Origin of the sequence: Actinocatenispora comari (genome assembly GCF_017312725.1) — a bacterium.
GTDB lineage: Bacteria > Actinomycetota > Actinomycetes > Mycobacteriales > Micromonosporaceae > Actinocatenispora > Actinocatenispora comari.
The window spans coordinates 35725-49281 of sequence record NZ_BOPO01000039.1; the positions used below are offsets into that span (position 1 = coordinate 35725).

General features: G+C 74.3%; 11 protein-coding genes. 7 read left to right on the forward strand and 4 right to left on the reverse strand.

Annotated features, from left to right (window positions below; genetic code table 11):
• Positions 1-14: 14 nt before the first annotated feature.
• On the reverse strand, positions 15-716 hold the full coding sequence (locus NUM_RS12315; RefSeq protein ID WP_207124948.1) for a response regulator transcription factor: 702 nt from the start codon (positions 714-716) through the stop codon (positions 15-17).
• Between the two features lie 279 nt (positions 717-995).
• On the opposite strand from NUM_RS12315, the gene add reads away from it, so the two are divergent.
• Positions 996-2018, forward strand: a complete 1023-nt coding sequence (gene add, locus NUM_RS12320) for an adenosine deaminase (RefSeq protein WP_207124949.1) — start codon at positions 996-998, stop codon at positions 2016-2018.
• A gap of 41 nt (positions 2019-2059) precedes the next feature.
• Here the strand turns inward: add and NUM_RS12325 are convergent, their stop codons facing one another.
• Entirely contained in the window at positions 2060-2917 is an 858-nt protein-coding gene (locus NUM_RS12325) for a spermidine synthase (RefSeq protein ID WP_225918516.1), read from the reverse strand.
• Between the two features lie 100 nt (positions 2918-3017).
• Here NUM_RS12325 and NUM_RS12330 point away from each other — a divergent pair, with 100 nt between their 5' ends.
• Positions 3018-3833 carry a TrmH family RNA methyltransferase gene (locus NUM_RS12330; RefSeq protein WP_207124950.1) on the forward strand — a complete coding sequence of 272 codons (816 nt, stop codon included), beginning with the start codon at positions 3018-3020 and terminating at the stop codon, positions 3831-3833.
• A gap of 235 nt (positions 3834-4068) precedes the next feature.
• Entirely contained in the window at positions 4069-6189 is a 2121-nt protein-coding gene (locus tag NUM_RS12335; protein ID WP_207124951.1) for a putative bifunctional diguanylate cyclase/phosphodiesterase, read from the forward strand.
• A 50-nt stretch (positions 6190-6239) separates the two neighbouring features.
• On the opposite strand, the gene NUM_RS12340 is transcribed toward NUM_RS12335, so the two are convergent.
• Positions 6240-6428: a hypothetical protein gene (locus NUM_RS12340; RefSeq protein ID WP_207124952.1), complete on the reverse strand. Its 189-nt coding sequence runs from the start codon at positions 6426-6428 to the stop codon at positions 6240-6242.
• A gap of 94 nt (positions 6429-6522) precedes the next feature.
• Here NUM_RS12340 and NUM_RS12345 point away from each other — a divergent pair, with 94 nt between their 5' ends.
• The 3 genes from NUM_RS12345 to lon all read left to right on the forward strand — a co-directional run bounded on the left by NUM_RS12345 (position 6523) and on the right by lon (position 10639).
• A complete protein-coding gene (locus tag NUM_RS12345) occupies positions 6523-7434 on the forward strand; it encodes a 2-hydroxyacid dehydrogenase (protein WP_207124953.1) in 912 nt (303 codons plus the stop codon).
• A 207-nt stretch (positions 7435-7641) separates the two neighbouring features.
• Positions 7642-8019 (forward strand): thioredoxin, encoded by a 378-nt coding sequence (trxA, locus tag NUM_RS12350; RefSeq protein ID WP_207124954.1) that lies wholly within the window; start codon positions 7642-7644, stop codon positions 8017-8019.
• Positions 8020-8266: 247 nt separating this feature from the next.
• Complete coding sequence (gene lon / locus NUM_RS12355; RefSeq protein ID WP_207124955.1) at positions 8267-10639, forward strand: endopeptidase La; 2373 nt, start codon at positions 8267-8269, stop codon at positions 10637-10639.
• A gap of 219 nt (positions 10640-10858) precedes the next feature.
• Here the strand turns inward: lon and NUM_RS12360 are convergent, their stop codons facing one another.
• A complete protein-coding gene (locus NUM_RS12360; protein ID WP_207124956.1) occupies positions 10859-11293 on the reverse strand; it encodes a hypothetical protein in 435 nt (144 codons plus the stop codon).
• A 209-nt stretch (positions 11294-11502) separates the two neighbouring features.
• Between NUM_RS12360 and NUM_RS12365 the strand changes: the two genes are divergently transcribed.
• The gene (locus tag NUM_RS12365) at positions 11503-13536 is read left to right on the forward strand and encodes a family 20 glycosylhydrolase (protein WP_207124957.1); all 2034 of its coding nucleotides are present in this window, start codon (positions 11503-11505) and stop codon (positions 13534-13536) included.
• Positions 13537-13557 lie beyond the last annotated feature (21 nt).

The window sequence follows — 13557 nt, forward strand, 5'->3', positions numbered from 1 at the left end:
CGGCCGCTCGCCGGTCAGTCCGCCTCCATCCGGTAACCGCGGCCGCGCAGGGTGGTGATGCGCGGCGCGGCCACCCCGTTGCCGAGCTCGTTCTCGGTGTCGGCGAGGCGGCGTCGTACCGCGGCCATGTGCACGTCCAGCGTCTTCGTCGAGCCGAACCAGTTCTCGTCCCAGACGTCGGACATCAGCCGCTCCCGGCTGATCGCCACGCCGGGCTCGGCGGCCAGCCGGGCCAGCAGGTCGAACTCCTTGGCCCGCAGCGACACCTCCCTCCCGCCGAGGGTGCAGCGCCGGGCCGAGGAGTCCACCACCAGCTCGCCGACCCGAAGCGCCTGCTGGTGCGGCGGCGCCGGCGCACCACGGCGCAGGTGGGCCCGGATCCGGGCGAGCAGCTCGGCGAACCGGAACGGCTTGGTCAGGTAGTCGTCGGCGCCGGCCTCCAAGCCGACCACGACGTCCATCTCCTCGCGCCGCGCGGTCAGGATCACCAGCACGCAGCCGGGCTGCGCGGCCCGCAGCCGCCGGCACACCTCGACCCCGTCCAGGTCCGGCAACCCGAGATCCAGCAGCACCAGGTCGAACTCGGTGCTCGCCGCGGCGCCCAGCGCGTCCCGGCCGGAGCGCACCCAGCGCACGTCGTGGCCGTGCGCCCGCAGCCCCGGCTCCAACAACCCACCGATCGTGGCGTCGTCCTCCACCACGAGCAACCGCGCCATGCTGGCCACCCTACCGGCCGGCCCCGCCTCGCTGGTCGCGGTCGAACCAGCCGGCGAACCCTCGCCGCCCATCACCGCTCCGGTCACCGGCCCAGCACCCCCTGGCGTCGTGCTCGTGTGTCCTCAACGCTAGGGGCCCGAAGGCAAGGGTGCGGTTAGCCGGCCGCAAGAGCCGCGACGAATGCGAAATCCGGTCATCCGCCAGGGAAGCGGCGATATCGGCGAGCGCCGCCCGCAATCCGGTCGCGCCCCGGCCGGGGCGGCCGTACCGTCCGGCGGGTGAGCGCGCTGACCCGACTGCCCAAGGCCGAACTGCACGTCCACCTGGAGAGCACGCTGCGCCGGGAGACGGTGCTGGAGCTCGCCGGGCGCAACGGGGTCCCGGTACCGGCCGACACCACCGGGCACCGGTTCGCCGGCTTCCGCGGCTTCGGCGACCACGGCACCGCGGTACGGGCCTGCCTGGTCACCGCGGCCGACTTCCGCCGGGTGGCGGTCGAGTTCTGCGCCGACGCCGTCGCGCAGTCCATCCGGTACGCCGAGGTCACGTTCACCGCCGCCGCGCACGAGGAGCGGCTGCAGGCACCCGGCATGCCGCTCGCCGCGGTACTGGACGGGCTCGCCGAGGGCCGCGACCGGTACGGCGTGGTCACCCGGGTGATCCTGGACCACTCCCGGCGGCGCGGCGTGGACCGGCTGCGCCGCACCGTCGCGCTGGCCCGTACCCACGCGCCGGCGGTGGCGGCGGTCGGCCTGGCCGGCGACGAGTCGTACCCGCTGGCGCCGTTCGCCGAGGTCCTCGACGAGGCGGCCGACGCCGGCGTGGCGCTGGTGCACCACGCCGGGGAGACCGCCGGGATCGCGAGCATCGCCGAGGCGGTCCGGCGCGGGCACGCGGCCCGGCTCGGACACGGCGTCCGGATCCTGGACGACGACCCCGAGCACGCCGACCTGCTCGCCGAGGTACGTGAGCGGGGCATCGCGCTGGAGGTCTGCCCGTCGTCGAACGTCGCGCTGGGCGTGGTCGACTCGTTCGCCGCGCACCCGCTGCCGGTGCTGTGCGCGGCGGGGCTCGCGGTCACCGTCAACACCGACATCCCGGCGGTGGTCGGCACCACGCTGAGCACCGAGTACCGGCGGATCGCGGATGCGTTCGGGTTGGGGCCGGCACGGCTGGCCGACCTGGCCCGGGCCGGCGTCGACGCCTCCTTCGCCCCGGAGCCGCTGCGCGCGACGCTGCGCCGCGACATCGACCGCTGGTCCGTCGCGTACTCCCGGACCGCGGCGCGGCCCGCCGGGTGAGGGCCGGCCCCGACGCTCCACTGTGGAGCACCCGGATGCGCTCAGCGACCGGCGAACGGAGCGGCCGGCGGAGCCGGGCTGCGGGTGGCGGTGGCGTCGGTGACCGGCCGGGACCGGCCGACGAACCGGTCCAGCTGCTCGCCGTCCATCACCCGGGCCGGGAAGGCCGCGCCGGCGGCGCGCCGGGTCAGCTCGGCCACCGGCAGCGGCCGGTGGGCGGCCGCGAGCACCAGGTTGCCGAACCGGCGACCGCGCAGCACCGAAGCGTCGGAGATCAGCAGCGTCTGCCCGAACACCGCGCGCTGGGTCGCGACCTGGCCGCGGGTGAAGGCGCAGCCGGCACCGTCGGCCACGTTCTGCAGGTAGCAGCCACCCGGGCGCAGCACCCGCGCCACCGCGGTCAGGAACTCCACCGTGGTCAGCCCGACCGGGATCGCGGCACCGGCGAAGACGTCCCCGATCACCACGTCGAAGCTGTCGGCCCGCATCGTGTCGACCGCCTCGCGGGCGTCGCCGATCCGGATCCGCGGCCGGCACTCGCGCGCCAGCGGCAGCTCCCGGCGTACCAGCTCGACCAGGGCGGCGTCGCGCTCCACCACGCGCTGCGCGGAACCCGGTCGGGTCGCCGCGACGTAGCGCGGCAGCGTCAGCCCGCCACCGCCCAGGTGCAGCACGCTGATCGGCGTGCCCGGCTCGGCGGCCAGGTCGAGCAGGTCACCCAGCCACCGCACGTACTCGAACTCCAGCCGGGTCGGGTCGGCCAGGTCCACGTGCGACTGCGGCGCCGCGTCCAGCAGCAGGGTGTAGGCGTCCGCCCGGTCCGGATCGGCCGTCAGCTCCGCCGTCCCGGTGTCCACCTCGGCCCGCACCACCGCGCCGCCCCGCCGTCTGCCCGCCACCCGGCCAGTATCGCCACCGGTTCCGGACGGGTACCGCCGGGGCGACGCACCGGTGCCGGTAGGTTGCAGGACCGGACCCGGACCCACCCGAAGGAGCGGTATGACCCGCCGTGCGGTCACCAGCCGCGACGCCCGTTTCCAGCAGTGGCAGGCGCTGCTGCACAACCGCACCAAACGCACCCGTTCCGGCCTGTTCGTCGTGCAGGGGGTACGGCCGATCACCCTAGCGGTCCAGCACGGCTGGCGCTTCGCCGCGCTGCTGCGCCCGTACGGCGGGCGGCTGTCCGGCTGGGCCGCCGACCTGGTGGCGGGCTGCCCGACCACCGAGCTGGTCGAGGTCGCCGGTGAGCTGCTGGCCGAACTGGGCGGCAAGGACGAACCGCCGGAGCTGGTCGCGATCGCCCACCAGCAACCCGACCGGCTGGACCGGCTGCGGGTCGGGCCGGACCTGCTCGCGGTGGTGTTCGACCGGGCGTCGAGCCCCGGCAACATCGGCACCCTGACCCGCTCGGCGGACGCGTTCGGCGCCGCCGGGGTGATCGTCACCGGGCACGCCGCCGACCCGTACGAGCCCCGGGCGGTACGGGCCTCGACCGGCTCGCTGTTCGCGGTGCCGGTGGTCCGGGCGGAACGCCGGGGCGTGCTCGACTGGGTCGAGCGGCTGCGCGCCGGCGGCCTGCCGGTGCGGCTGGTCGGTACCGACGAGGCCGGCGCCACCGATCTGCCGGTCACCGACCTGTCCGGGCCGACCGTGCTGGTCGTGGGCAACGAGACGACCGGCCTGTCCAGCGCCTGGCGGGAGGCGTGCGACGCGATGGTGCGCGTCCCGATGGGCGGCTCGGCCAGCTCGCTCAACGCCGCGGTCGCCGGCAGCCTGGTGCTCTACCACGCCGCCCAGCAGCGGCCGTCGCGCTGACCTGCGCCGGTACCGCGGTGTCGCCCGACCGTGATCATCTCGGCGGGCCCGGCACAACCGAGGCGCATTATGATCGATCAGGCAGTTGGGACAACACACGGCGGCGCCGATCCGGCGGACGCCGGCAGCCGGGGGGCAGAGGCGTGACAGGGCCGGGCGAAGCACCGGGCCGGCAACCGGTCGGGTGTGCGGTCGACGCACCCAGCGAGCCGTCCGGGCGGATCGGATCCGCGCGTTGAGCGGGCAGGCCGGCCGCCGTGCGCCGGCCGAAGCCAGCACGGACGACCGGGTCGAGCGGGCCGCGGCGAACTGGGCTGCGGCGATCTGGCAGACCAGCGTGGTGCCGGTGGCCCGCGGCGCGCTCGCCGACCGGCTCCGGCCGCTGGTCGAGCAGCTGTTCGCGGCCGCCGGCGACCCCGACGGCGGTTACGCCACCGGTACCGCGGTCGGCGGGCGGCTGGTGGCCGAGCACTTCACCGACCCCGAGGCGCTGGCCCGCACCCTGATCGCGCTGGACCCGGCGCTGCCGGCCGGGCAGCGCGGCGCGCTGACCGCCGGCCTCGCCGCCGGGTACACCGCGGCGCTGCGCGGCCGCACCCTGGCCGAGCAGGAGACGATCCGGCTGGCCGCGATGCAGGCGCAGGCCCGCGCGGAGCGCGCGTTGAGTGCGGCGGAGGCCCGGTTCCACGCGGTGTACGCGGACTCCGCGATGGGCATCGCGCTGACCGACCTGGACGGCCGGGTGGTCGCGGCCAACGGCGCGCTGCACGCGATGCTGCGTACCGCGCCGGGCGGCCTGTCCGACCGCGACCTGCTCGGGCTGGTCCACCCGGACGACCGGGACAGCCTGCGGGACATGGTCTCCGACCGGCTGGCCACCGGTACCGTCGGCCGGATCCGCACCGAGCGCCGGCTGGTGGCCGACGACGGGGAGCTGCTGTGGGCGCTGCTCGCGGTCTCGGTGGTGCGCGACCCGGCCGGTCGGCCCACCTATCTGGTGGTGATGGGTGAGGACAACACCCGCCGGCACCACCTGGCCGACACGCTGTCCTGGCAGGCCACCCACGACACGCTGACCGGCCTGGCCAACCGCACCCTGTTCACCGAGCGGCTGCAGCGACTGTTCGCCCGGGGCACCGGCCGGCTCGGGCTGTGCTTCCTCGACCTCGACGGCTTCAAGATCATCAACGACAGCCTCGGCCACCACGTCGGGGACGACCTGCTGCGCCACGTCGCCGACCGGATCACCGCCGCGGCGGGGTCGGACAGCCTGGTGGCGCGGCTCGGCGGGGACGAGTTCATGGTGCTGCGGGCCGACTCGGCCGGCGAGGCGGAGCTGGTGGCGCTGGCCGACCGGATCCTCGCCGCGCTCGACGAGCCGATCACCGTGGCCGGCCACGAGCTGTCGGTGTCGGCCAGCATCGGCGTGATCGAGCGCGCCACCCTCGGTACCGACGCCGCCGAGCTGATGCGCGCCGCCGACATCACGCTGTACTGGGCGAAGGCCGCCGGGAAGGGCTGCTGGGCGACGTTCGACCCGGAGCGCGACGCGCAGCAGGCGGCCCGGCAGCTGCTCGCCGAGGCGCTGCCCGGCGCGCTGCGCGAGGAGCAGTTCACCCTGGCCTACCAGCCGGTCGTGGACCTCGCCGACCGCCGGGTGACCGAGCTGGAGGCGCTGGTGCGCTGGCGGCACCCGCGGCTCGGCGAGCTCGGCCCGGAGGCGTTCCTGGGCATCGCCGAGGAGACCGGGCTGGTCGTGCCGCTCGGCCGGTGGGTGCTGCACGCCGCCTGCGCGCAGGCCCGCCGCTGGCTGGACCGGTACGGCTGGGCGCCGGTGGTGTCGGTCAACCTCACCGTCCGCCAGGTCTGCGCGGTCGACCTGGTCGACGACGTCCAGCAGGCGCTGGCCGCGGCCGACCTGCCCGCGCAGGCGCTGCAACTGGAGGTGACCGAACGCGCGCTGATCGGCGCGGAGCCGGTCGCGGCACTGCGCAGCCTGTACGAGTCGGGGGTGCGGATCGTCATCGACGACTTCGGCACCGGCTACTCCAACCTGGTGTACCTGCGGCAGGCGCCGGTGCACGGGATCAAGCTGGCCCGCTCGTTCACCGAGAGCTTCAACTCGCCCAGCCATCCCGACCGGGCCGACGTGGCGATCGTGCGGGCGCTGGTGTCGCTCGCGCACACGCTGAACCTGACCGTGACCGCCGGCGGGGTCGAGACCGCCCGGCAGGAGTCCCGGCTGCGCGCGCTGGGCTGCGAGTGGGGCCAGGGCTTCCGGTACGGGCGGCCCGCCGTCGCGGCGCACATCGACGACCTGCTCGCCGCCGGCCGCACGGTGGCACCGCACGGCTGACCCGCCGCCGGCCGGTCGCCGGCCCCGTCCGGGCGGTAGGGGGCGAGCCGTCAGAAGCCGGCGGTGCGGATCACCGCCTGGGCCTCCGGATCACCGGCCGGCGCCCCGGCCCGGTCGCCCGGTCGGGTGTCGACCGACTCACCGGCCGGGCGGACCCGCCCCGGCAGCCGCCCGTACCGCTGGTGTCGTGTCTGCGCCGCGTCGTCGGCGGAGGTGTTGCTGGCATTCTGCTCGGCCACGTCGCCGCCCCGTTCCTCGAAGCCAGTGATCTCTCCACAGTAGCCGCGACAGTCGCGAACGCGCCGACCCGCGGATCTTCTAGGATCGGCAGACATGGCGGAGCATGTACTGGTCCCGTGGGAGCTCACCGGCGGTGACGGGGGCTGGCCGAGCACCCTGCGCGTCACCGTGTGGGACGGCCAGGGCGCGCCGCCGGACGTCTCGGACGTCTCCTTCTACGTCCTGCCGTACGCGGTGCCCAGCGCCCGCGGGCTGATCACGGCGATGCCCCGGCTCCGGGTGGTGCAGGCGTTGACCGCCGGGTACGAGCAGCTCATCCCGCTGCTGCGGCCCGGCGTGACGCTGTGCAACGGGCGGGGACTGCACGACGCCAGTACCGCCGAGCACGCGCTGGGGCTGATCCTCGCCGCCCAGCGTGACCTGCCGAGGTGGGTGGACGACCAGCGCGAGCACCGCTGGGAGCCGCACTACACCCGGTCGTTGGCCGACAGCCGGGTACTGATCCTCGGCTACGGTTCGATCGGCGCCGCGCTGGAGCGCCGCCTGCTGGCCTGCGAGGCCAGCGTGGTGCGGGTGGCCCGGACGGCCCGGCCGGAGGCTCGGGTACACGGGGTCGGCGAGCTGCCGACGCTGCTGCCGGACGCCGACATCGTGGTGTCGATCCTGCCGGACAACGAGTCGACCGAGCGACTGTTCGACGCCACCGCGATGGCCGCGTTGCCGGACGGCGCGCTGGTGGTCAACGTGGGCCGGGGCCGCACCCTGGACACCGACGCGCTCGCGGCCGAAACCGGGCGGGGCCGGCTGCGGGCCGCGCTGGACGTCACCGATCCGGAGCCGCTGCCGGCCGACCATCCGCTCTGGTCGCATCCGGGCGTGCTGATCACGCCGCACGTGGCCGGCGGCTCGGCCACCTTCTATCCGCGGGCGCGCCGGTTGATCGGCGACCAGCTGCACCGGTTCGTCACCGGTGCACCGCTGCGCAACGTGGTCCGCGAGGGCTGAGCTGCCGGGTGCCGGGCGCCACCGGGCGCCCGGCAGCCGGACCGCGCGGCGGTGCAGGGCCGTGATCCGGCCCGGCCGAGGTCACGGTCCGCGACGGCCGGCGGCCCGGTCCGCGCTACGGTGGACCGACGGCCGCCCGCGTCGGGAATGCACGGGGGCCGGCCACCGTTGTTACCCCCGAGGGGTATCGATCCGGAAGGGGACGCCGTGCCGACCGTCGAGTTGACCAAGGACAACTTCAACAGCACGCTGGAGAGCAACGACACCGTGCTGATCGACTTCTGGGCCAGTTGGTGCGGCCCGTGCAAGATGTTCGCACCGGTGTACGAGAAGGCCGCGGAGAGCAATCCCGACCTGGTGTTCGGCAAGGTCGACACCGAGGCGCAGCAGGAGCTCGCGGCCGCGTTCGACATCCGGTCGATCCCGACGCTGATGATCGTCCGGGACAAGATCGTGGTGTTCTCGCAGCCGGGCGCGTTGCCCGAGTCGGCGCTGACCGACGTCATCGACCAGGCCCGCAAGCTGGACATGGACGAGGTGCGGGCCAGCGTCGCCGACCAGCAGAGCGGCGACGCGCAGGCCTGACCGGCCACCGCGGTCACTCGACGGCGCGGATCCGACCACGGTCGGGTCCGCGCCGTCGTCGTTGCCCGGGCGGTCGGCCGCCACCGCAGGTCTCACCGAACCGGGGCGAACCGCCCACACCATGGCAGGTGCGCGTGCCCGGAATGACGCTCGGTGCACTTGTTCGCTGACGGTGAAACCAGCTGGGGAATGAGTCGGGTCGGCTCAAGGTTGACCGGGGCGAGTACGAGGAACGGAGCCCCAACACATGCCTGACAAGACTGCCGACCAGACCTCCGACCGCAAGGCCGACTACGAGCTGCCCGTTCTGCCGCTGTCCGACACCGTCGTCCTGCCCGGCATGGTCGTTCCGGTCACGCTCGACTCGGAACGCCAGGCCGCGGTCGACGCCGCCCGTACCGCGACGAAGTCCCCGGCCACCCCGGGACTGTTGCTCGTCCCCCGCATCGACGGGCACTACGCCGCCGTCGGTGTGGTCGCCCAGATCGTCAAGGTCGGGCGGCTGCCCGGCGGCGAGCCCGCCGTGGTCGTGCGGGCGATGACCCGGGCCCGCATCGGTACCGGCGTGAACGGGCCCGGCGCCGCGCTCTGGGTGCAGGCCGACAAGATCGCCGACCCCGCGCCGACCGCCCGCACCACCGAGCTCGCCACCGAGTACAAGTCGGTGCTGACCTCGATCCTGCAGCAGCGCGGCGCGTGGGAGGTCATCGACCGGATCGGCGCGATGAGCGACGCCGGCGAGCTGGCCGACACCGCCGGCTACACCAGCTGGCTGGACACCGAGCAGAAGCTCGACCTGCTGTCCACCGTGGACCCGGCCGACCGGCTGGAGAAGCTGCTGGAGTGGGCGAAGACGCACCTGGCCGAGTCCGAGGTGGCGGAGAAGATCCGCGACGACGTGCAGCAGAACATGGACAAGACGCAGCGGGAGTTCCTGCTGCGCCAGCAACTGTCGGCGATCCGCAAGGAGCTGGGCGAGAACGAGCCGGACGGCGCGGACGACTACCGCTCCCGGGTCGAGGCGGCCGAACTGCCGGGGAAGGTGCGCACCGCCGCGCTGCGCGAGGTGGGCAAGCTGGAGCGCGCCTCCGACCAGTCCCCCGAGGCCGGCTGGATCCGTACCTGGCTGGACACGGTGCTGGAGCTGCCGTGGACCACGCGGACCACCGACTCGACCGACGTACCGGCGGCGCGCGAGGTGCTCGACACCGACCACGCCGGCCTGGACGACGTCAAGGACCGCATCGTGGAGTACCTCGCGGTCCGGTCCCGGCGGGCGCAGCGCGGCCTGTCGGTGGTCGGCGGCCGCGGTTCCGGCGCGGTACTGGCGCTGGTCGGGCCGCCCGGTGTGGGCAAGACCTCGCTGGGCGAGTCGGTCGCCCGCGCGCTGGGTCGCAAGTTCGTCCGGGTGGCGCTCGGCGGCGTCCGGGACGAGGCGGAGATCCGCGGCCACCGGCGTACCTACGTCGGCGCGCTGCCGGGCCGCATCGTCCGGGCGATCTCCGAGGCCGGCTCGATGAACCCGGTGGTGCTGCTGGACGAGGTGGACAAGGTCGGCGCCGACTACCGCGGCGACCCGGCCGCCGCGCTGCTGGAGGTGCTCGACCCGGCGCAGAACCACACGTTCACCGACCACTACCTGGAGGTCGAACTCGACCTGTCCGACGTGCTGTTCCTGGCCACCGCCAACGTCGCCGACACCATCCCACCGGCGCTGCTGGACCGGATGGAGCTGATCCGGCTGGACGGCTACACCGAGGACGAGAAGGTCACGATCGCGCGCGACCACCTGCTGCCCCGGCAGCTCGAACGGGCCGCGCTGGACGCCGACGAGGTGACGCTGACCGACGACGCGCTGCGCCGCATCGCCGGCGAGTACACCCGGGAGCCCGGGGTGCGGCAGCTGGACCAGCTGCTGGCGCGCGCGCTGCGCAAGGTGGCGACCAAGCTCGCCACCGACAGCGCGAAGCCGCCGCTGACGATCGACGTGGACGACCTGCGGGAGTTCCTCGGCCGGCCCCGGTTCACCCCGGAGGTCGCGGACCGGACCGCCACGCCCGGCGTGGCCACCGGCCTCGCGGTCACCGGCGCGGGCGGCGAGGTGCTGTTCATCGAGGCCGCGTTGCTGTCCGGCGAGCCGGGCCTGACCCTGACCGGCCAGCTCGGCGACGTGATGAAGGAGTCGACCCAGATCGCCCTGTCGTACCTGCGGGCCAACGCCGACACGCTGGGCTTGCCGACCGGGCCGCTGGCCGACCACCGGGTGCACGTGCACGTACCGGCCGGTGCGGTGCCGAAGGACGGCCCGTCCGCCGGGGTCACGATGACCACCGCGCTCGCGTCGCTGCTGTCCGGGCGGCCGGTCCGGTCCGAGGTCGGGATGACCGGCGAGGTGTCGCTGACCGGCCGGGTGCTGCCGATCGGCGGAGCCAAGCAGAAGCTGCTCGCGGCGCACCGGGCCGGGCTGACCGAGGTGATCCTGCCCCGGCGCAACGAGCCCGACCTGGACGAGGTACCGGCGGCGGTGCGCGACGCGCTGCGGATCCACCTGGTCGACACGGTCGACGAGGTGTTGCAGCTGGCGCTGTCGGAGCCGGTCGCCGCGCGGGCGGTCGCCTGACCCGCGACACCAGCCGGCGGGCGCCGATCCACCGCGGATCGGCGCCCGCCGCCGTCTCTGTCACCCGGGAGCCCGCTGTCCGCTGCGGCACGCCGGCGCCGGGACCGCCGTCGTCCGACCGCGTGGCCGGGCGCCGGGACCGCGGTCATCCGGACCGCGCGGCGCGACCCGACGTTGCGCCGTCGCGCGCCGCACCGCCGCCGGAGTACGGGTCGCGGGTCAGCGGTTGCGGTGCCGGCGCTCGGCGATGGCCTCGACCAGGAACCCGAGCGCCATCCCGAGCAGCCAGAAGTCCTTCGCCAGCGGTACGCCCTGCTCGGTGGGCACCGGGCTGCCCGGCTTGTGCACCCCGGGCGTACGCAGGTACATGCCGACCAGGCCGCCGGAGAACCCGGCGAGGCCGAGGCCGGCCACCGCGGTCGGCACCACCGGGTTGAGCAGCGCGATGCCCAGCGCGATCTCCGCTGTGGACAGCAGCTTGACGAACCGCTGCGGCTGGATCCGCTTCAGGAACGGGTAGGCGCCGGACGCCATGCCGTGCAGCGACGCGGCGGTCTCCTCGTCGGCGTTTCGTTTGCTCAGGCCGGAGTTGAGCAGGAAGCCGCCGGCGGCCATCCGGGCCGGCAGGTGCGCGAGCTTGACCGGAAGTCCCATCTGCCTTTCGTACCACCGTGACCCGGTCGCGGACGGCGGAACGGCGTATCGCCCGACCGTGCTCGTGTCGTCCACCGCGGACCGGCAGGGCCGAACGGACCAACCAGGCACACCGGTTGACAAGGAACCACGGACTGCGCGAACATGCTGCAAAATCCGCACCACGGCGCAGCTCTGCGCAGTGGATGCGTATGGCGACGGGAGGCCGCATGTCCCGCTGGTCCGTTCTCGGTGCCGTCGCTACGGCGACCGCGCTGCTCACCCCGCTCCTGCCGGCCCTCGCCGCGCCGGCCGCCGGCAGCCCCGCCCACCCCGCCACCGCAGGACCGGCCGGAGCCGGCAGTACCGCCACCCGGAACGCCGCTCCGGTCACCGTGCCGGCGCTGCGGTCCTGGCACGGCGGCAGCGGGCAGTGGCGCTGGACCGACCGCAGCCGGATCGTGCTGGCGCCGGGCACCGCACCGCGGCTGCGGGACACCGCAACCACGCTCGCCGCAGAGCTCGCCGAGGCGACCGGGCACCGTCCGGACGTGGTCGGCGGCCCGGCCCGCACCGGCGACGTGGCACTCGACCTCACCGGCGCGGACGCCACGGTGGGCGACCAGGGGTACCGGATGACGGTCGGTTCGGCGCTGCGGATCGCGGCGCCGAGCGTCACCGGCGACTTCTACGGCACCCGTACCCTGCTGCAGGCGATGCGCACCAGCGCGGACCGGCGCAGCGTGCCCCGCGGTACCGCGGTCGACTCGCCGAACGTGGGCACCCGCGGCGAGATGATCGACGTCGGCCGCAAGTACTACCCGGTCGACTACCTGAAGCAGCAGATCCGCCAGCTGGCCTGGTACAAGGAGAACACGCTGCACCTGCACCTGTCGGACTGGCGCGGGTTCCGGCTGCGGCTGCCGCAGTACCCGGGCCTGGCCGCCGACGAGGCCTACAGCGTGGCCGACATCCGGGAGCTGACCGACTACGCGCGGCGCTACCACGTGACGATCATCCCGGAGATCGACCTGCCCGGGCACGCCACCGCGATCAGCGCGTACCGGCCCGACCTCGCGTTCTCCTGCTCGTCGATGTCGCGGCCGAACAGGTGGACCGGCTCGGACACCGACGGTTGGACGCTGGACGTCACCAACCCGGACACGGTGACGTTCCTGCGCGGGCTGGTGCGGGCGGTCGGCGCGCTGTTCCCCGGGCCGTACCTGAGCATCGGCGGCGACGAGCTGCCCGGCACGGCGAACCAGAACGCCTGCCCGGAGCTGGTCGACTACCAGCACCGGATGGGCTTCGCGTACCCCGGCGACGTCTTCGTGCACTTCATCGACCAGCTCGACGAGACGGTACGGGCGATGCACAAGTCGACGGTCGTCTGGCAGTGGTGGGACTACCAGCAAACGGTGAGCATCGTGCCGAACCACGACGTGATCGTGGACGAGTGGCTGAGCGAGCCGACCGGTCGGGCCGCGGCCGGCTACCGCACCATCGGCACCCGCGAGTCGACGCTCTACGTCAGTCCCGGGTTCGGCACCCGTCCCGGCCAGTACGGCTACGTCGATCCGCGCAGCGTCTACCGCGACTACCCGTTCACCGCGGCGGACGACATCCTCGGCTACCAGATCTCGCGCTGGTCGGACCACGCGGAGAGCCAGCCGGTGTCCTGGTTCGACTTCTGGGCCCGGCGGCCGCTCGCGGTCGTCGCGGACCGCACCTGGGCCGCACCGACCGGCGGCGACGTGCGCGCCTTCCTCGACCGGTACGACCGGGTCGGGGACGCCGACGTGACCCGCACCGACCTGGCCGCGAACCCGGGCATGCTGTCGTCGGCGGGCTGGCAGGCGAGCGCGACGAGCGCGGAGACCACCGCCGAGGACGGTGCCGCGGCCAACGCCGTGGACAACGACCCGTACACGATCTGGCACTCCGACTACAGCGACGGGGCACCGACGCTGCCGCAGCGGTTGACCATCGACACCGGTGCGGCGCAACCGATCTCGGGATTCCGCTACCTGCCCCGGCAGGACGGCGGGGTCAACGGTCGGGTCGCCGGCTACCGGCTGTTGACCTCGACCGACGGCACCCGCTGGACGGTAGCGGCAAGCGGTACGTTGCCGGACACGCAGACCGAGACCGTGGTGCGGTTCGCGCCGACCACCGCCCGCTGGGTCGCCCTCGACGTCGAGTCCGAGCACGGGCCGAACGACCGGTACGCCTCGGTCGCCGAGCTGGACCTCGTCCGCGGCTGACCGGTCGTCGTCTGGCCGGCC

Excerpts from the sequence above, each read along its gene's own strand:
- NUM_RS12315 (WP_207124948.1), bottom strand. The coding sequence starts at position 716 with ATGGCGCGGTTGCTCGTGGTGGAGGACGACGCCACGATCGGTGGGTTG.
- NUM_RS12330 (WP_207124950.1), top strand. The coding sequence starts at position 3,018 with ATGACCCGCCGTGCGGTCACCAGCCGCGACGCCCGTTTCCAGCAGTGG.
- NUM_RS12345 (WP_207124953.1), top strand. The coding sequence starts at position 6,523 with ATGGCGGAGCATGTACTGGTCCCGTGGGAGCTCACCGGCGGTGACGGG.
- lon (WP_207124955.1), top strand. The coding sequence starts at position 8,267 with ATGCCTGACAAGACTGCCGACCAGACCTCCGACCGCAAGGCCGACTAC.
- NUM_RS12360 (WP_207124956.1), bottom strand. The coding sequence starts at position 11,293 with ATGGGACTTCCGGTCAAGCTCGCGCACCTGCCGGCCCGGATGGCCGCC.
- NUM_RS12365 (WP_207124957.1), top strand. The coding sequence starts at position 11,503 with ATGTCCCGCTGGTCCGTTCTCGGTGCCGTCGCTACGGCGACCGCGCTG.